The 17,250-nt window shown below is 53.3% G+C and carries 14 protein-coding genes; 9 read left to right on the top strand and 5 right to left on the bottom strand.

Translation table 11 applies throughout. The features are described from left to right. Positions 1 to 5 precede the first annotated feature (5 nt). Positions 6 to 3,434, bottom strand: coding sequence for a ThuA domain-containing protein (locus tag VHE34_RS04865; RefSeq protein WP_325585214.1), 3,429 nt, complete (start codon positions 3,432 to 3,434; stop codon positions 6 to 8). Between the two features lie 179 nt (positions 3,435 to 3,613). Between VHE34_RS04865 and VHE34_RS04860 the strand changes: the two genes are divergently transcribed. From VHE34_RS04860 to VHE34_RS04850, 3 genes are all read left to right on the top strand, one after another. Then, on the top strand, positions 3,614 to 4,234 hold the full coding sequence (locus tag VHE34_RS04860) for an alpha-ketoglutarate-dependent dioxygenase AlkB (protein WP_325585212.1): 621 nt from the start codon (positions 3,614 to 3,616) through the stop codon (positions 4,232 to 4,234). A 76-nt stretch (positions 4,235 to 4,310) separates the two neighbouring features. After that, positions 4,311 to 4,619, top strand: coding sequence for a hypothetical protein (locus tag VHE34_RS04855; RefSeq protein WP_325585210.1), 309 nt, complete (start codon positions 4,311 to 4,313; stop codon positions 4,617 to 4,619). After that, positions 4,616 to 6,715 carry a MutS-related protein gene (locus tag VHE34_RS04850; protein ID WP_325585208.1) on the top strand — a complete coding sequence of 700 codons (2,100 nt, stop codon included), beginning with the start codon at positions 4,616 to 4,618 and terminating at the stop codon, positions 6,713 to 6,715. The genes VHE34_RS04855 and VHE34_RS04850 overlap by 4 nt, the downstream gene beginning before the upstream one ends. Here the strand turns inward: VHE34_RS04850 and VHE34_RS04845 are convergent. Together VHE34_RS04845 and VHE34_RS04840 are read right to left on the bottom strand one after the other, a co-directional pair. After that, entirely contained in the window at positions 6,663 to 7,409 is a 747-nt protein-coding gene (locus VHE34_RS04845) for a LytTR family DNA-binding domain-containing protein (RefSeq protein ID WP_325585203.1), read from the bottom strand. The two genes, VHE34_RS04850 and VHE34_RS04845, sit on opposite strands and share 53 nt — an antisense overlap. Continuing rightward, positions 7,384 to 8,481, bottom strand: a complete 1,098-nt coding sequence (locus tag VHE34_RS04840) for a sensor histidine kinase (protein WP_325585201.1) — start codon at positions 8,479 to 8,481, stop codon at positions 7,384 to 7,386. Before VHE34_RS04840 ends, VHE34_RS04845 begins: the two co-directional genes overlap by 26 nt. 215 nt (positions 8,482 to 8,696) lie before the next feature. Here VHE34_RS04840 and VHE34_RS04835 point away from each other — a divergent pair, with 215 nt between their 5' ends. Continuing rightward, on the top strand, positions 8,697 to 8,999 hold the full coding sequence (locus VHE34_RS04835) for a hypothetical protein (protein ID WP_325585197.1): 303 nt from the start codon (positions 8,697 to 8,699) through the stop codon (positions 8,997 to 8,999). Between the two features lie 133 nt (positions 9,000 to 9,132). Next, entirely contained in the window at positions 9,133 to 11,592 is a 2,460-nt protein-coding gene (locus VHE34_RS04830) for an ABC transporter permease (protein ID WP_325585195.1), read from the top strand. 73 nt (positions 11,593 to 11,665) lie between these two features. Here VHE34_RS04830 and VHE34_RS04825 read toward each other — a convergent pair whose 3' ends face one another. Continuing rightward, positions 11,666 to 12,058 carry a MerR family transcriptional regulator gene (locus tag VHE34_RS04825; RefSeq protein WP_325585193.1) on the bottom strand — a complete coding sequence of 131 codons (393 nt, stop codon included), beginning with the start codon at positions 12,056 to 12,058 and terminating at the stop codon, positions 11,666 to 11,668. A 97-nt stretch (positions 12,059 to 12,155) separates the two neighbouring features. On the opposite strand from VHE34_RS04825, the gene VHE34_RS04820 reads away from it, so the two are divergent. Beyond that, on the top strand, positions 12,156 to 12,635 hold the full coding sequence (locus VHE34_RS04820; protein ID WP_325585191.1) for an acyl-CoA thioesterase: 480 nt from the start codon (positions 12,156 to 12,158) through the stop codon (positions 12,633 to 12,635). Positions 12,636 to 12,684: 49 nt separating this feature from the next. On the opposite strand, the gene VHE34_RS04815 is transcribed toward VHE34_RS04820, so the two are convergent. After that, positions 12,685 to 13,737 carry a DUF6340 family protein gene (locus VHE34_RS04815; RefSeq protein WP_325585189.1) on the bottom strand — a complete coding sequence of 351 codons (1,053 nt, stop codon included), beginning with the start codon at positions 13,735 to 13,737 and terminating at the stop codon, positions 12,685 to 12,687. 328 nt (positions 13,738 to 14,065) lie between these two features. On the opposite strand from VHE34_RS04815, the gene VHE34_RS04810 reads away from it, so the two are divergent. From VHE34_RS04810 to VHE34_RS04800, 3 genes are all read left to right on the top strand, one after another. Then, positions 14,066 to 15,295 (top strand): site-specific integrase, encoded by a 1,230-nt coding sequence (locus VHE34_RS04810; RefSeq protein WP_325585187.1) that lies wholly within the window; start codon positions 14,066 to 14,068, stop codon positions 15,293 to 15,295. A 106-nt stretch (positions 15,296 to 15,401) separates the two neighbouring features. Further along, the gene (locus VHE34_RS04805) at positions 15,402 to 16,262 is read left to right on the top strand and encodes a hypothetical protein (RefSeq protein ID WP_325585185.1); all 861 of its coding nucleotides are present in this window, start codon (positions 15,402 to 15,404) and stop codon (positions 16,260 to 16,262) included. A gap of 56 nt (positions 16,263 to 16,318) precedes the next feature. After that, positions 16,319 to 17,146 (top strand): restriction endonuclease, encoded by an 828-nt coding sequence (locus VHE34_RS04800; RefSeq protein WP_325585183.1) that lies wholly within the window; start codon positions 16,319 to 16,321, stop codon positions 17,144 to 17,146. Positions 17,147 to 17,250 lie beyond the last annotated feature (104 nt).

Genomic DNA, 17,250 nt, shown 5'->3' with positions numbered 1-17,250 from the left:
GGTAATTATTTTGAGTTGAAGGTAACGGTGATGATGCCGCCGGAGATGGGTTCGACCCCCTTATAAATAAAGTAGATGACGTGGTCGGCGCCATCGGTTATTTTATCGATGGGAATCGTTGCCATCGCCATCGACAGGGCGCCTTTGGGACCTGGGGTCGGGCTGATGGTTGCCTTGCCGATGGACTTGCCGTCGGGGCCATCCAATCTTGCCTCGAAGTTGAGCGGATGTTTTGGAGGCGCCTGCCAGCCGCAGGCCAGGGTGACCGAGGACACGCCGGTGAGGTCGACGGTATCGGTGGAGAGATATCCTTCGCCTGCGGGGAAGATCATCACATTATGTCCGTTGTATTTAAAGGGGGTGAATCCTTTTGCTTTCTCGAGACCGCTAAAATAAAGCGTGTTGCTGCGGAGGCTGACGGTGGTCTTGCCGGTGAGCGCTTTGATGTTGTTGCCGCCCTTGTCGGTATAGCTGGCGGAGATGACCATGGCCTGGCCGGGTTTGGTGTCCTTCGGCGGGGTGATGGAACCGGTTTGCGGGAGCGATTTTTTGACGGCTTGTTTGTTGGCGAGGGAGAGGATCCAGGTGACGATGGAGTTGACATCGTTTTGCGAAAGGGTGGGGTGGGCCGACATGGCTACGTCGCCCCACACGCCGCTTCCGCCTTTGACGATCTTATTGGCGAGATAGCTGGAGGCTTTCGGGTCCTTCTGGTATTTCTGTGCAACGAGCAGGAAGGCGGGGCCGATAGATTTGTCCGCTTCCTTGTGACAGGATTTACAATCGAGGGTTTGCGTGAGCTGTTTGCCGGTGACGCCCGCCGCGCCCTGGTGGTGACCCATGGGGACGGCAGTTTTGTCATAGCCTTCGATATAGTCCACGGAGACGTAGAGGTTGGCCGGATCGATCTTTGCCGTATCGTTATCCTTTACGTCGACGGCGTAGGCGACCGGAACGCCGGGAAGATAGAAGCTCCGGTTGCCGCCTTTCAGGTGGATGGCCAGCTTTGGCTCTTCGTTGCCGGCATAGACCGGCACTCCCTGGCTTTTGGCGGTGGCTCCCTGGTCGTCCTTCACTTCGACACTGATGGTGTAATCGCCGGCGGTGTTGTACGTATAGTCGAGGGTGGGTTCGGTGGTTTCTTTCTTTGTGCCGTCGCCGAGATCCCAGGTGTAGGTGAGCTTTCCATTCTCGGGATCGCGCGCTGACGTGCTGGCTTTGACCGTGAAAGGGAGGAGACCGGAGGTCTTATCGATGTTGAGCGCAGAGACTGTTGGGGGCAGATTTCCTTTGATATAGTCGATCCGCGCCAAGCCGGCGTCGGGGTTTTGCGTGAACCAGCCGGTACCGTATTCGAGGAGGTACAGGCGGCCGTCGGGGCCGACTTCCATGTCGATGTCGGAGTTCATTTTAACACCGGGGGCGAAGGGTTCGAATTTGTCGAAGTCGCCGTTGGGCTGAAGGGTGACCGCTTTCATCCAGCCGCGCATCCATTCGTAAACGATCAGCTTTCCATTGTAATAGTCCGGGTAACGGGTCGAATCGGGGAACAGATCGGTGTAGTATACCGGTCCGGCCATTGCATTGCGGCCGCCGGTGCCCACCTCGGGGAAGTCGGGAGAGGGCGCATAGGGGTACCAGATAAAGGCCGGCTGGGCGGGGGGCAGGTCGCGGAGCCCGGTGTTGTTGCGGGAGTCGTTGACGGGATGGGCGGGGTCGAAGGCCGGCCCGTATTTGCCCGTCGCATAGTCGTATTCGTGATAGGCGTAGTTGTTGCCCACGAAGAGCGGCCAGCCGAAGAAGCCTGCCTTGCGGGCCTGGTTCACCTCGTCATAGCCACGGGGGCCGCGGGTATCCAGGCTGTCGTCGTTGGCGTCGGGGCCCACTTCGCCCCAATAGAGGTAGCTGTTTTTCTGATCGACGGAGATGCGATAAGGATTACGGTCGCCCATGACATAGATCTCGGGACGGGTTTTGGGCGTTCCCTTTGGAAAGAGGTTGCCGGGAGGGATGTCATAGGTGGCGTCGGGGTTCACTTTTATCCGCATGATCTTGCCGCGGAGATCGTTCGTATTTCCCGCTGAGCGTCTTGCGTCGTATTGCTGGTGGCCGGGGATATCGTTGAGAGGCGCGAAGCCGCTGCTGACATGCTTTGCGCCTTTTTCGTCAAAAGGCGTGGAGTTGTCGCCGGCGGAGAAATAGAGCAGCTTGTCGGGGCCGAAGGCTATGGAGCCGCCGGTGTGGCAGCAGATCTCCCGTTGGGACTTCACTTCGAGGATGGTTTTTTCGGTGGATTTGTCGAGGGTGTCATTTGCGAAGGTGAACCTCGAAAGGCGATTGACGGAGCTGTCGGCGGGGCTGTAATAGATATAGACGTAGTGATTTGTTGCGTAGTCGGGGTCTTTGGCCAGGCCGAGCATGCCTTCTTCCGCGTTGACGCCGGGGGTATGGAGTGTCTTGTAGTAAACGTCGAAGAAGCCGACCTGCTTCACCTGTTTGGTGGCTTGCTTGTAGAGCTTGATACCGCCGCGGCGTTCGATGATGAGGACGTCGAGGTTGGGCAGGATGGTCATTTCGGTGGGCTCGTAGAGCTGGCCGGTGAAGAGCTGGGTCTTTACAAAGCGTTCTTCGTCGGGCGGGATGGGCGTCTTTGCCTTTGTATAGTCGAGGCCGTTGTTGCCGCCGATGGCGTATTGGATGCCTGCGAGCAGGTGTTTGAGATAGTTCTCTTCGGTATAGCTTTCTTTTGTATGTCCGAGCTCGGTATAGAAGGCGCGGCCGCCGTCGTACTCGTGTTCCCAGGCCATGGGGTGATCGCCCATCTTGTGACCGCCTTTGTAGCTGCTCTCGTCGATGGACAGCAGAACGTGGACATCCTTATTCAGCTCTTTATAGCTGTAGAACTCGTCTTTGCGTTTCCAGGGTTTGGGCAGGAACTGCGTGGCAGGGTTATTGGCGTCGACGACGTTGAATACCCCTTCCTGCACGTTGGGGAAGCTGTCGTGGATACCCGGGTGGTCGAGGAAGTAGCCGCCGACCAGCCGGCCATACCAATGCCAGTCGTATTCGGCATCTGCGGCCGCGTGGATGCCCACGAAGCCGCCGCCGGACTGGATATAGCGTTCGAGAGCGACGCGCTGGCGGTAGCCGAGCATGTCGCCGGTTGTGCTGAGGAAGACGACGGCTGAATATTTCTTCAGGCTGTCGTCATTGAACAGGGTCGCATCCGTCGTCGTGTCGACGTCGAAATTGTTTGCCGCGCCCAGCTTTTGGATGGCGATATTGCCGTCGGCGATGGATTCGTGGTGGAACCCCATCGTTTTGCTGAATACCAGGATGCGGGGTTTGCTGTTGTTGTGAGAGCAGGAGAGGAATAGGATTGTGAATAAGGCTGTGACAAACAGGCTTCTGATTGGCAGGCGATAACCGTTCATTGAGTGTAGTTTATGGTTTTCTTTATGTCGGTATGACACAATAATAGGACTATTTTTCGAGACTTCCGCCCCGATGATGGGCCTGCCGGAGCCGTTGGTGGAAGGCGGCAGGTCTTTGGCGGGTTTGATTGAGCAATTTCCGGGTTTTTGTTGCCGGCGGGTGGGGGTATTTTTGGGCTATGGACAATTTATTCAATACGGAGCCGGTGGTCAACCTGCTGCCGTTCGATGGCCAGGCCGACTATTATGGGACGGTGGTGGCGGCGGCGGACGCGCGGGTCTTTATGGATCATCTGATGGTGAACATCGAGTGGCGGAACGACGAGGCGGTGATCTTTGGCAGGCATATTATTACCAAACGGAAGGTGGCCTGGTATGGGGATAACCCTTACGGATACAAGTATTCCGGGATCGTGCGGGAGGCCTTGCCCTGGACGGCCGATCTGTTGGCTTTGAAGGCGCTGACGGAGGATTTGACGGGTGTGGCCTATAACAGTTGCCTGCTGAATTTATATCATGACGGGGGGGAGGGCATGGCCTGGCATAGCGATGACGAGAAGGAACTGGCGCCGGGCGGGGCGATCGCTTCGTTGAGCTTTGGGGCGGAGCGGCGGTTCTTGTTCCGGCATAAAGGCACGAAGGAGACGGTGGAGCTCATGCTTGCCCCGGGGAGCCTGCTGGTGATGAGGGGGGCTACGCAGGATCGATGGCTGCATAGTCTCCCGAAGATGAAGCGGGTGACTCGGCCGCGGGTGAATCTTACTTTCCGGACGATGAATCGCGTTAAGGGCTCCTTGTGAATTAGGAGTTTTTTAACGCCGGAGATTTAGCGGCGGAAGGGTTTTTGATTAGCTTGGCCTCAACTAATCCCATTCCATGCTAACCGTCCGGATCAAGGCCTGTTTGCATTATTGTAAAGACCTGCTACCCACCAATTTGCTTACCTCCTTCCTTATTTCTTTGACGGGGATGGCCGATGGTCTTTCGTTTTGGAAAACATTTTCCGTTTCGCTTGTAACAGCCGGAGCCATTTTATCGTCCTATTTCTACGAACGGCGACGTGGGCATCGATATTACTTTTTTTATAACCTGGGAATCTCCAGGAGGGTTTTGTATGCCTGCGCCTTCCTGACCGATGTATTGCTGGCAGCCCTGGTGCTGGTGATAAAAAACAATCTCCAATGAAAGAACATCTCCTGGAGGCCGATAGCATTCTCGTTGAGCTTGGGGGTAGAACGGTATTATCGGATATCTATCTGCAATGCCGGACCGGCGAGGTGGTGGGATTGTTGGGACGTAACGGCACGGGTAAGTCGACGTTGTTGAAAGTGCTTTTCGGTACGCAGGATACGCCGGACCGGAGTATCCGGATCGATGGTCAGCATCGGCCGGCGCTGTCGCTTCGCGGCCGGTGGATCGCCTATCTGCCACAACATTCCTTTCTGCCGGAGAATCTTTCCATCCGGCGGATGATCCCTTTGTATGTCCCCGACCGCCGGTTGGCGCGGCAGGTGATGGCCAATGAGCGTGTCCGGCCCCATTTACATAAGCGATCTTCGGCCTTGTCGGGTGGGGAGCTCCGCTATCTCGAAGTATTATTGTTGTTGCATTTGCCGGCGCCCTTTGTTCTGCTGGACGAACCGTTCTCGGGTATCGAACCGCTGTTCCAGGAGCGGCTCGTTCAATTGATCGATGAATACCGGGGCCGGAAGGGGTTTATCATCACTGATCATCTGTACCCCGGCATCCTGCAGGTTAGTGATCGGCTGCTGTTGCTCGAAGAGGGCCGCGCGGTCGGTATCCGGCATAAGGAGGAGCTGGAAGAGCGGGGGTATGTGCCGAAGGGGACTTTCTGCGGCGGGGCTGTTGCCGGGGGAGTGCCTGGCGGCGACAGGGTGGCTGCCCAATGGCCTTTTGCCGCCGGGGGAGGCGCGGCTTCGTTGCCGGCGCCGGGCGTAGAATTCGAGGCGGACCGGCAGACGTGGAAGGACCTGGACCTTTTCGATCATGGCCGCCGCGGGCCGGTATTCGAATTGTTCAATAAGGTAAAGACGACCGGCGGCGAGGACATGCTCGAGCGATTGCTGAAGAGCCCCAGTAACCGACGGCCCCTGCTGGAGGCGCGACGGGATACGATCCGGTGGTTTGCGGAGAACGGCGCCGAACTGCGGATCAACCGCGAGCAGCTAAAGACCGTGGAGCATTATCTTTCCTGCGGCATCGGTCTGTTCCCCGGTGTTGTTTTCGATGCAGCGCTGTATACCTTACGAAACCTTGTCAAAGAATCCCCGCAATATTACACGGTGACCCATGGCGTGAGACAAACGGTGAGCCTGTTGCGCCACCTGTTCCAACAGGCCCAGGAGTGGATGGAGGGCGGCGGTCCCGACCCGTTGCTGGGCACCGTGCTCGAGTTGATCGAGCTGGTGTTCGACTCGCGGGTAAAGGCGATCCTTTTTGCGCACGAGAGGCCATTGACGACGATGGAATTAGCCCGGTGCGACCATTTTTTCCGGGATAGCGGGAAGCACTCCCTGCGACGGATGCTCGATATCCTGTATGAATGGGATGCCTATTTTGCGGTGGCGCATGCGGCGAGGCAGCATGAATTTTGTTTTCCTTTGTATACCGACTCGGCCGTGCCGGCGGTGCGGGCCCAGGGACTTTACCATCCCCTGCTGACGAATCCGACGCCCAACGATTACCAGATAAGCGGGGAAGCGAACTGTTGTTTTATCAGCGGGGCCAATATGGCGGGGAAGTCCACCTTTTTGAAATCGGTGGGGCTGGCCGTCTATCTGTCCCATGTGGGATTTCCCGTCCCGGCGGCGAGCTGGGAGACGGGTTTGTTCAACGGGCTGATCACGACCGTGAACCTGCCGGACAATATCAGCCAGGGGCATAGTCATTTTTATACCGAGGTCCGGCGGGTCCGGGAGGTGGTGCTGGCCATTCGCCGGAGGAAAAGGATGGTGGTGATCTTCGACGAGCTGTTCCGGGGGACGAATATCAAGGATGCGTCCGACGCATCCCTGCAGGTGATCGACGGGTTGGCGGGGATCAGCGGGAGCCTGTTCCTGGTCTCGACGCATATCGTAGAGATCGCGGCGGGACTGCAGCATAACCCGAATGTCTTTTTTGCGTGTTTTGAATCCACGATGGAAGGTGGCGTGCCGTGGTATAGTTATAAGTTGAAAAGTGGGATCTCCAACGAGCGGATGGGGATGGTCATCTTGAAGAACGAGGGGATATTGGAGATGCTTGCTGAGATGAAAGAGTAAGCTTTGCCAGCTGGTGGCGGTATAATTTTCCGATCGGGAGCTCCTGACCGCTTATTTCCACATCATTTTGGGTGAAGGCGGTGACCTTGTTGACCGATATGATGAAAGAGCGGTGTATGCGAAGAAAGAGATGTGGCGGGAGCATTTCCTCGATGGTGCTGATAGACTTTTTCATGATAAGGGGCTTTTTCTCCACCAACACTACTTTACTATAGTCCTTCAGGCTTTCTATATAGACGATCTCGTCCAGGCGGACCCTGACCATCTTTCGATCGACGCGGAAATACAAAAAGGGTTCGGCAGCCGGGTTTTGCTCTTCGGTCTTTTCGGGTGCAACGGGGGCGGTATATGCGAGCTTGTTCACCGCGCGGAGAAAACGTTCGAAGGAGTAGGGTTTGAGTAAGTAGTCGACGGCGTCCAGGTCGAAGCCTTCATGGGCGTAGTCTTTGTGTGCCGTGGTAAAGATCACCTTTGGCGGGTGTCTGAGTGTTCTTATCAGCTCTGTGCCGAGGAGGCGGGGCATGTTGATGTCAAGGAAGAGGAGGTCTACCGGATGCTGCTTCAGGAATTGCATTGCTTCCAGGGCGTTATTGCAAGTCCCGGTCAACAGGAGATTGTCGGTGCTCTCCAGGTAGGTCTGGAGTATTTTTTGTGAGGGCGGCTCGTCGTCAACGATAAGGCACCTGAGTTTCATACGATAATGAGGGGGTTTGGGTGATGTGGCTTGTAGCCGGAGCCGGGGTGAGCCGGATGATCAAATTGACCTGCCAGGTGTCTTCGTCTGCCGTTATTTTGAGAGTGTGGTCGCCGGGATAGAGTAATTCCAATCTTTTTTTCACGTTTTGAAGACCGAGACCGCCCATTGCGTGCGGGGAGGACTGCTCCTCATCGCGGCTGTTGATCAGCTTGAAGTGCAGGGTGTTGTCAGTGACATGACTCTGCAGGCTGATCCAGGCGAGGTCGGTCTGTTTGCCGATGCCGTGTTTGATCGCGTTTTCCACGAAAGGAAGCAGCAGGAGGGGGGCGATGGACTTGTTGCCGGTGTCGCCGGTGAACTGCAGGCTGTAGTCCAGCCTTTCCCCGAATCGCATGCTTTCCAGCTGGAGATAGTTTTTTACGATGCCGATCTCCGTCTCGAGTGGGATCTGCGACGCATTGCATTCATAAAGGATATAGCGCAGGAGGGCCGACAATTTTAGGACGAGATGCGGCGTCTGCTCGCTTTTCTCCAACGAGAAAGCGTAGAGGCTGTTTAGGGTATTAAAGAGAAAATGGGGATGCAACTGCGACTTGAGGAGTTGGAGTTCGACGACCAGTTTCTCTTTTTCCAGCTGTTGCTGCCGTTCTTTTTCGACGTACCATTTTTTTACGAGTTTGATGGTGACCGCTACCCATCCGACGCTGAATAGCGCGTAGATGCTATGGGGGAAATTCTGGGGAAGCCATAGCGTGTGATACCCGGAGTAATGGAGGATATAGACGTCCGCGATCCGGACATAGAGGAGAGCGAGACTCAGGATGACGAGTAGACCGAGGATCGAGGCTTTTATCCTTCCTTTCAGTACGTATCGCGGGAAGAGAAAGTAGTTGAGGCTGTAGACAAAGAGAAAATGACCGGGAAGGAAACCGATGCTGTTGACCAGGGCCTCCGATGGGGGGCGGCCATAGCGAAAGACGAAGTTGAAAAGGACCAGGGAGCACAGCCAGAAAAGAACGTGCTGGAAGGTCCGCTGCCGGGAAACTCGTTTGAGAAATGTTATGTACATCAGTTCCGCCATGCCCTTCGATATCCGGGCAAGTTATTCAAAAGAGTTGGAAAGCGGGGGGAATGTTGCGGAACGTCGACGAAATGACGGTTTTGGTAGATGGAAGGCGTTTGGGGCGGTTAACCGGCTGTCTGTTTACGGTGACCGGGGGTTCGGCGATTGCCTGGTTTTCGCCTGATGGAGGGACGTAATTTAGGGGAGTAAAATGATGCGTTATGAAAAAGATCCTTTGTATAGTTGGCTTGATGATGATCATTGTTGCCATGAAACCCCCGCCTGAACAGGGTTTTTGGGTGATCATTACCCGGGACAACGCGCCTGCGATGACGGTGGTCCGGTTCTACAATGAACGGCAGGTGCTGGTGTATGAAGAACATCTGGATGGGGTGCGGCTGGACGGGAGCAACCATCGCGTCCAACAGAGACTGAATAAAAGCTTGCGGACGGCATTGGTCGCCTGGGAGGGAAACCGGAAGGTAATGAGGGACCAGGGGCTCGTGGCGATGCTGTTTCGTTGAATGAGGTCCTCTCGTATAGAGAGGTTTTTGCGAAGCCTGGATGTATTTACACCCGGGCTTATTTTTTTAGGACATTTTTCGTATCTTCCCTATCTACACCTGAGCGAGTTCGTCACGACTCAATCGACCTTCCATGTTAAAAAGCATTTTGCGGATCGCGCTTCGCCATCTGCGTAAACGCAAAGGTTACGCGGCATTGAATATCGTCGGCCTCACCGCAGGTATCGCCTGTTGTCTTCTGATCTTCGAGTATGTCGCGTATGAGCGAAGCTATGAGAATTTCAATCCGAATGCCGGCCGGATCGTCCGGGTTCAGAACGAGGAGTACCAGCATGGGAAGATGGTGGTGCCGTGCGCGTCTTCGATGCCGGGCCTTGGACCGGCGCTGAAAAAGGAGTTTCCCGAGGTGGAGAGTGTCTGCCGGTTGAACCGAATGGGGATGCTGCTGGGCAACGACGCCCGGCATATCCGGTTCAAAGAGAATGAGGTGTACTTTGTCGACTCTGCGATGCCGGATATTTTTGCCGTTCGGCTGCTAAAGGGGGATGTCCGGACGGCTTTGTCCGCACCGAATAAGATATTGATCTCTGAAACGGTGGCAAAGAAATACTTCGGCCATGAGGACGCTTTTGGCAAAGTCCTGACGATGCATGGGAGTGGAGGAATAAGGCCCCTGGAGATAGCAGGGGTATTCCGGGACTATCCTGCGAATTCGCATATCCGGTTCGATATCCTGGTATCTTATCCGACCCGCAGCCAGATAAACGGCACCTATGGCACTGCTGATGATCCGATCGAGACCAGTTGGGGATGGACGGATTTTTATACATATGTGCTGTTGCGGAAAGGGACCGACGAGCGGCAGTTCGCGGCCAAGCTGCCGGCGTTGATCGGCAAATATTTCAACAGCCGGCCCGATAACCTTGCCAATAGGGATGAGTATCGGCTTACACCGATCGCCTTGTCCGATATCCACCTGTATTCGCATTATACCGAAGAGATGGAGGCCAATGGAGATGGGCAGTCGGTCTTCTTCCTGTTCCTGATCGCCTTTTTTATCATTTCCATTGCGTGGATCAACTATATCAACCTGGCTACGGCGCGGTCGCTGGAGCGGGCAAGGGAGGTTGGTGTGCGCAAGGTGTTGGGCGCGTTGCGGCAGGAGCTGATCCGACAGTTCATGCTGGAAAGCTTTATGCTGAACCTGGGGGCCCTGGTTTTAGCGACGATTGCTGTGTTGGTGGTGAACCCGCTGTTCGGGCAGTTGACGGGCCGGACGCTGCCTTCGATGATCACCTTGCCGGGTCGCTATTGGGGCTATTTTGCGGGGGTGTTTGCCGGAGGAACGCTGTTGTCGGGGATCTATCCGGCGCTGGTGCTTTCGCGTTACCAGCCGGTAAAAGTACTGAAGGGGCTTTTCAAGAATGCGGCGGGTGCTCAATGGCTGCGGAAGGGATTGATCGTGGGGCAATTTGCGGCTTCGATCATCCTTATTGCCGGTACGCTGATCGTTTACCGGCAGGTCTCTTTTATGCGGAATCAACAGTTGGGTGTCGATATCGATCAAACATTGGTAGTGAAGGGTGCCGGTAGCGGACTGAATGATTCCGCCTACCAGAACGTTTTCCAGTCTTTCAAAGGCGAAGTATTGCAGGTAGCGGGAGTGAAAACCCTTACTGGTTCGTCGAATGTGATGGGCGAGGAGATACTTTGGTCGACGGACTGGCATTGGATCGGAAACCCGGCAGGGACGAAAAAGATAGAGAACTTCATGCTCGGGGTGGATGAGGATTTTATACCGGCCTATGGGATACGGATGGCCGCAGGCCGCAATTTCTCGCGTGCCTTCCCTTCGGACCGTAAGGGGGCGTTGTTGAATGAAACGGCCGTACGTACGCTGGGTTTTCCTTCGCCGCAGGCGGCTGTGGGGCAGCTGGTGTCTACGGGTTGGCAGCCGTTCGACTCCCTGCGTGTCGTCGGCGTGGTCGCTGACTATCACAATGAGGGGCTTCAAAAGGCTATCCAGCCGCTGGTGTTCCTGCCGAACCGGGATGTGCGATCGAATTATTCCATCAAGGTGCAGGGTGCAGATGCCGGGAGGGCTGTGCAGGCGATCAAGGCGATCTGGGACCGGCATTTTCCGGGGGACCCCTATAATTACTTCTTCCTCGACGAATTCTTCAGCCGGCAGTATGCCGAGAACCAGCGTTTTGGCTCGGTGTTCGCACTTTTTGCCGTGTTTGCGATCGCGATCGCCTGCTTTGGATTGCTGGGGCTTTCTGCTTACAATGTGTTGCAACGGACCAAGGAGATCGGTATCCGCAAGGTGCTGGGGGCTTCGGTGAGTAGTTTGCTGTACCTGCTTTCGCGCGATTTCCTGCTGCTGGTGGGAGTGGCGTTTGTTGTCGCCGTGCCGGTGACCTGGGTGGTGATGGATAGCTGGCTGCAGAGCTTTGCCTACCGGATCGGGATCTCCTGGTGGGTATTCGGGCTGGCGGGGCTGGTGGCTGTCGCGGTGGCGTTTGTGACGGTGGGCGGGCAGGCCATGCGAGCGGCGAGGGCGAATCCGGTGCGGGCGCTGAGGAGTGAGTAGGGGCCCTGGGGGCTGTTATGTGGTGGCGGCGCTTTTGGGCGGACCGGCTTGTTTTGTAGCCGGTTTCGGCGCCTCAGGCGAAAGCCTCGTTGAGGGCCTTGTCGATGGGGCAGTTTCCGGTATAGGTCTTGTCGATGACTTCCAGCAGGCGGCATTTGACGGTGGTCAACTGCTGTATCTTCTGATCGATGCGATCGATCTTCCTTCTTACATAGCGGATGCCGCGTTCGGGTTCGAGAACACCTTCCTCGAAAAGGATGAGCATGGCCAGGGTCTCCTGCAGGGTAAAGCCGTATTCCTTTATCTGCCGGATGGCCATGAGACGCTTGAGGACCGAATCGGGGTAATCTTTGAACTGGTATCTGTCGCGGCCGGCGTCGGCGACACGGATAAGGCCTTTCTTTTCGTAAAAGCGGATGGTATCCCTGCTAAAACCCGATAACTTTGACAGCTGCCCGATACGCATAGCGGTGTTTTTTGATGCGTGTAAAAATTTTTTTTCTGGTCGCGGCGACGGTGGAGTATACTCCAGCATCTATGTTTGCCCTACCAAATTACGAAATATGGAAAGAACGCCGGTTTCCTTTTATACTGTTCGGTTCAATGACTGCGATCCGCTGGGGCATCTCAACAACGGGCGATACATCGACTATTGCCTGAATGCGCGCGAGGATCATCTGCGGGCGCACTATGGCATCGATCTTCGGGAATGGGCGTCGAAGGGCATCGGTTTCGTCGTGAGTCATCACGAGATCCGCTACCTGCGGCCGGTGCTGTATAACGACCGGGTGGCTATCCAGTCTTCACTGATCGGATGGGGAGACAGCTGGCTGGCGGTGGAGATGCTGATGTACGACGAGGAGCGGCGGCAGCTGAAGGCCATTCTTTGGACGCGGTTTACCCGTATCGATCCGCGAACCGGGCGGCGGCTGGCCCATCCCGACGACTTTATGGAATGGATCAACGGGGCGTTAGTCGAGGGGATATCCCTCGACAGGGGTGTGAATGGACGCGTGGAGGCGCTGCGCGAGATGGGGGTGTGACCGGTGTTGTTGTTCGGGTTTCTTGCTGGGTTTTCTTATTCGGGATTGACTATGGATTGCTGGTGACTTCCTGGCTTTTTAGGATGGCATTGTTATTTTGCCGATACCGAAGGATATTGACGTAGTTAAGGGCGAGGCGTAGCCCATATACCTCGTAGGCCTTCTGTGCCCACTGGAGAGCGCCATCGACATCGCCGTTGATCTCGGTGATAATGGCCATGTTATAGCAGGCGCGGCCGGCGGCTTTTCGGGAAGGATTGTTGGTTTCCTGCTGCCATATTTTTCCAGCGCCATCCCAGTTGCCGGTTTGTGCCATTCTTTTGGCGATGTGAAAATTGCTGTTGCCGCGTACATAGTACAATCGCGAGACGCGGATGGAATAGGGGAGGATGCGGGACGAATAAACCTGTCCGGCATCGATACCGGCCTGTTTGACTGCTTCTTTGCGGCTGGCGATGGCGGTACCCGAGCCGACAGGATCGATTAAGCGTACCCGGGTATTGAGGTTACGGGAAAGGACGTATTCATCGAGGATGGTGTGGGAGGCGGGATCGTAGATACGCCAGCCGGTCTTCACCTGGGTATTCACATTCACCTGGGCGGCGAGTGCGGGCGCCTTGGTGATGGTGGCGAGCATTGCTCCCGGACCGCCGCCGAACCCGGCTCCCACTGTCGCTTCCGCGTCGAAGAGTTCGAGGGAGAAGAGTACGTCGGCATAGCTGTCGCGGCAGATCTTTTCCACCGTGTCCCAGGGCAGGGCATTGGGGAATACGCCGGCGCCGAAGGAACGGAGGTCGAGGTTATCGAGGGACCTGACGGAGGCGAAGCGGTTGTTCTTCTTTAATTCGTCGGTGAGGCCATCGACGGTGGCTTTGGCGCCTTCTGCCTGGAGGGTTTTGCTTTCCAGCGAGACTGCTTTATGGAGGGCGTCGATGGTGCGGTTCTCCTCGGCGGCGCGGGTTCTATTGACGACTGCGGCGGCTTTTATAGTTGGGGGGAGGCTCACCGGGGCTGGTACGTTGACGCTGAGTGACATCAGGTTGGTGGAGCTGCAGGAACAGGCCAGGAGGGTTATGGCGAGGCAAATAGGGGTAAGCTTCATGAGGTTTTACTTAGGATTGGATATGGGGTTCGTTTTCCTGCTATAAAACGGGTGACGGGACGATTTAGTATCAAAAGAAAAGCACCTGGCGGCTAAATGCTTCCAGGTGCTTCATTTTCAGTGTCCCCGCACGGGCTCGAACCGTGGACCCGCTGATTAAGAGCCGCGACCCGCTGACTTTCGGTTACTTATAGTTGTTAACAGTTACGTGTAACGTGTTCATTTTTATTTTGTTGATTCAATGGAAGGGTTAAATTGCAGGTACATAGTTGCGGTCATTTTTCAAAAAAATGTATCAAATTATGTATCAAATTTTCAACCTTGTTTTATGAAGCAGGCTAAAGTACATGTGAAGATTGTCCCCGATATCCGCCGGATCAAAACAGCTTCCAAATATCCCCTCAAATTGCGGATCACTTTCAAAGGTTCGCGCAAATATTACGCTACCGGCCTGGACGTATCAGATGCACAATGGGAGATCATCAATAGTCCCGAAGTCAAAGGCAAATTTCAGAAAATACGGATAGAGATGGCGGAGATCGAGAAGAAGGCTCTCGACTGCGTTGGCAGGATCGTCCCGTTTTCCTTTTCCATTTTCGAGCGGGAGTTCTTCCGTGCGTCACCCGGTGAACAAACCCTGGAGATCGCTTACGACAATTATATTGCGGAGCTGTGCGCCAACGAACAGTTTGGGTCGGCCAATTCCTACCGGAATAGCATGAGTGCGTTAAAGCATTTTCGACCCGGCAAGGTCCGGCTGGAGGACGTTACCAAGGAATTTCTGAACGACTTTGAGAAGTGGATGATCGAGAAAGGGCGGTCTATTTCCACTGTCGGCATCTATCTCCGGACGCTGCGCACTATCTTCAATAATGCTATCGCGCAGGGCGTGGTTCGCCCTGAGTTGTACCCATTCGGGCGGCGGAAATATGTTATACCCACTGGGCGGAATATGAAGCGGGCTTTAAATATAGACCAGATCCGCCAAATCTTCCAGTATAAGCCGGAGCCGGGGTCCTCCCTAGAAAAGGCGAAAGATTTCTGGATGTTCAGTTATCTGTGCAACGGGATGAATATCGCAGATATCGCCCGGCTTCGTTGGTCCAATGTTTCGGCTGAAACGATCAGCTTTCAGCGGGAGAAGACGAAACGGACCCGGCGGGATAATCCCATAACTATAACCGTGATCCGGAACAACCAAATCAATGGCCTTATTGAGAAGTGGGGTAGGGCGGAAACAAAGTCGTATAACGGTTATATTTTCGATATCTTAGACATTACCGATCAGGGCGAGCCGGCGCGGCTGAAGGTGCAACTGTTTATCCATTTCGTGAATGACTGGATGAAGGGGCTAGGGAAGGAACTGGAATTTGACCTGAACCTGACCACCTATGTCGCCCGACATTCTTTTGCGACCATCCTGGTCAGGAGCGGGGCTCCCTTGGCTTTGGCTAAGCAGACCCTGGGGCATGCGAGTATTGCCACGACGGAAAAGTATTTTGCCGGGTTTGATTTGGCCGCCCAGGCGCAGTACACGAAGGCCTTGGTGAATTTTTGACGTGAAATATTGTATTTTTTCTTAAATTGTAATTTAAGATCGGCGATTTATTTTCGGATTGACCGAATTAGTAATCTAAAAGCATTCAATCAAAGTATATGGATTTATGAAAGAAGGCGTTTTAAAAATTACATTGGATACGCAATGTCTCATTTACCTATTCGATCCTGATTTCGATAAACCACCTCATTTTGAAAGTTTAACTCAGCTTTTGAATTTGTCATTTTCTGGAAAATTAAATCTGGCAATTACGACAAGAGCGGAGGTCGATCTAGCACGAGATAAAAGTGCGATAAGGAAAGCCAACATGTTTGAAAAACTGAGCATTTTTCCTGTTGTTGGATCGGTTGCAACTCCTATCAATTCTCTTGAAGGGGATAGAGAATTGAATAGCCAGCACGCTAAGCTGTGGACAGAACTAAGAAGAATTATATTTCCAGGACTCAATCACAATGACAAGAGAATCCATAACAAGATTTCGGACATTGAACATTTGATAGGACATCTTATAAATCGAAGAGATGTATTTGTAACAAATGATCATGACATACTTAGAAATGCCAAGACGCTTAAGGATTCTGTAAGTCTGCTGGTTATGGCGCCCGATGAGTGTTTAGATCATATTAGAAAAGAAAGTGAACACGCATTGAGGAAATTCAATAGGGGGCCTGTTCTAAAGTACGCTGCGGATGTCATGCACATCGGTGGAATAGGGTCAAGATTGACAACAAAGACAGCTTGGCTTCTTACAGACCATGGTTATCTTAATGCGGAAGAATTTGTTATAGTTGGATACAACAATGGAGGAGATTTGATGAGCCTGTCTGCTAAGCCTGGGTATAAGATCTATAATTGTGCGAGCTATACTGGAAATGAGATTCTTCATGAAGGTTCAGTTAGTTTTCGCAGGATTCGACTTGAGGATAAAATGAAAAATGGATTTACCATTTTCTGCGAAGCGATCTGATAAGTAGCGGTGATTGATAAAGGGGGCCTTTTATAGCCATTTTGCCTAAATTCATTATGGAAATGATTGCTTGGAAGGATTTTGAAAAGAGAGTTTTAGAATATTTCTCACACAGATTTCCGGACTGCAAAATTGATCGAAACGTCAAAATTGTTGGTCGTCTTTCGAAGAGGAAGCGAGAAATAGATATTTTGCTCTCTACGACTACTTTTGGTAGCTCGGTTCAGTTAGCAATTGAGTGTAAGAGATGGAACTCCAAAATTGATGTGGCCGACGTAGGAGGTTTTTTGGACAAATTGAAGGATGTAGGTATTTCGATGGGGATAATGGTATCCAAATTGGGCTATACCAGCGGAGCGTACAATAGGGCTAAGTCTGAAAACAATATTCAATTGCAGGTTCTAGATTTTGAGCACCTGCCAAAGTTTCAAAATTTTTGGGCTAACCCCTATCGCGGAAAAGTCGGAGCAATTATATATGCTCCAAATGGATGGCTAATTAATACAGTATTGCCATCGGAAATGCGTAACATGGCATTATGTACTTTAAATCCATTCGAGTTGACACCTGAGCAGGCCTATAACCAGCGGAGGTTTATGTATTTTAATATTGATTCAGTCTCCGAAGACCTTAATTTGGACAAGCTACTAGCAAGGCAAGATTCTGCCGTAATTGAAAAGTCGCCCAAATCAAGGATTAGTTATTGGGATGAGGAAACGAAGTCAAAGAACAAATTGAAATTTAGACAAATAGATTACCTTGATAGAAACTATAGTGAGTTCACAGCGGCCGTTGAGCTGGAAACTTTCTTTGCATATTGCGTTGAATTGGTTCCTCCAGATTACAATGTGTCGGCTCCCCCGATCTCCGGCCACAAGAATTAGAGTTACCAATTGAATGAATTGTTAACTTTAAACTTGAATTATGAAACGGAAACAGTTTACAGAAAGTCAGATCGTATCAGCACTGAAACAACAGGAAGGGGGTA

It is taken from the genome of Puia sp., from assembly GCF_035546395.1.
GTDB lineage: Bacteria > Bacteroidota > Bacteroidia > Chitinophagales > Chitinophagaceae > Puia.
This window is presented reverse-complemented; position numbering and strand designations above follow the sequence as displayed.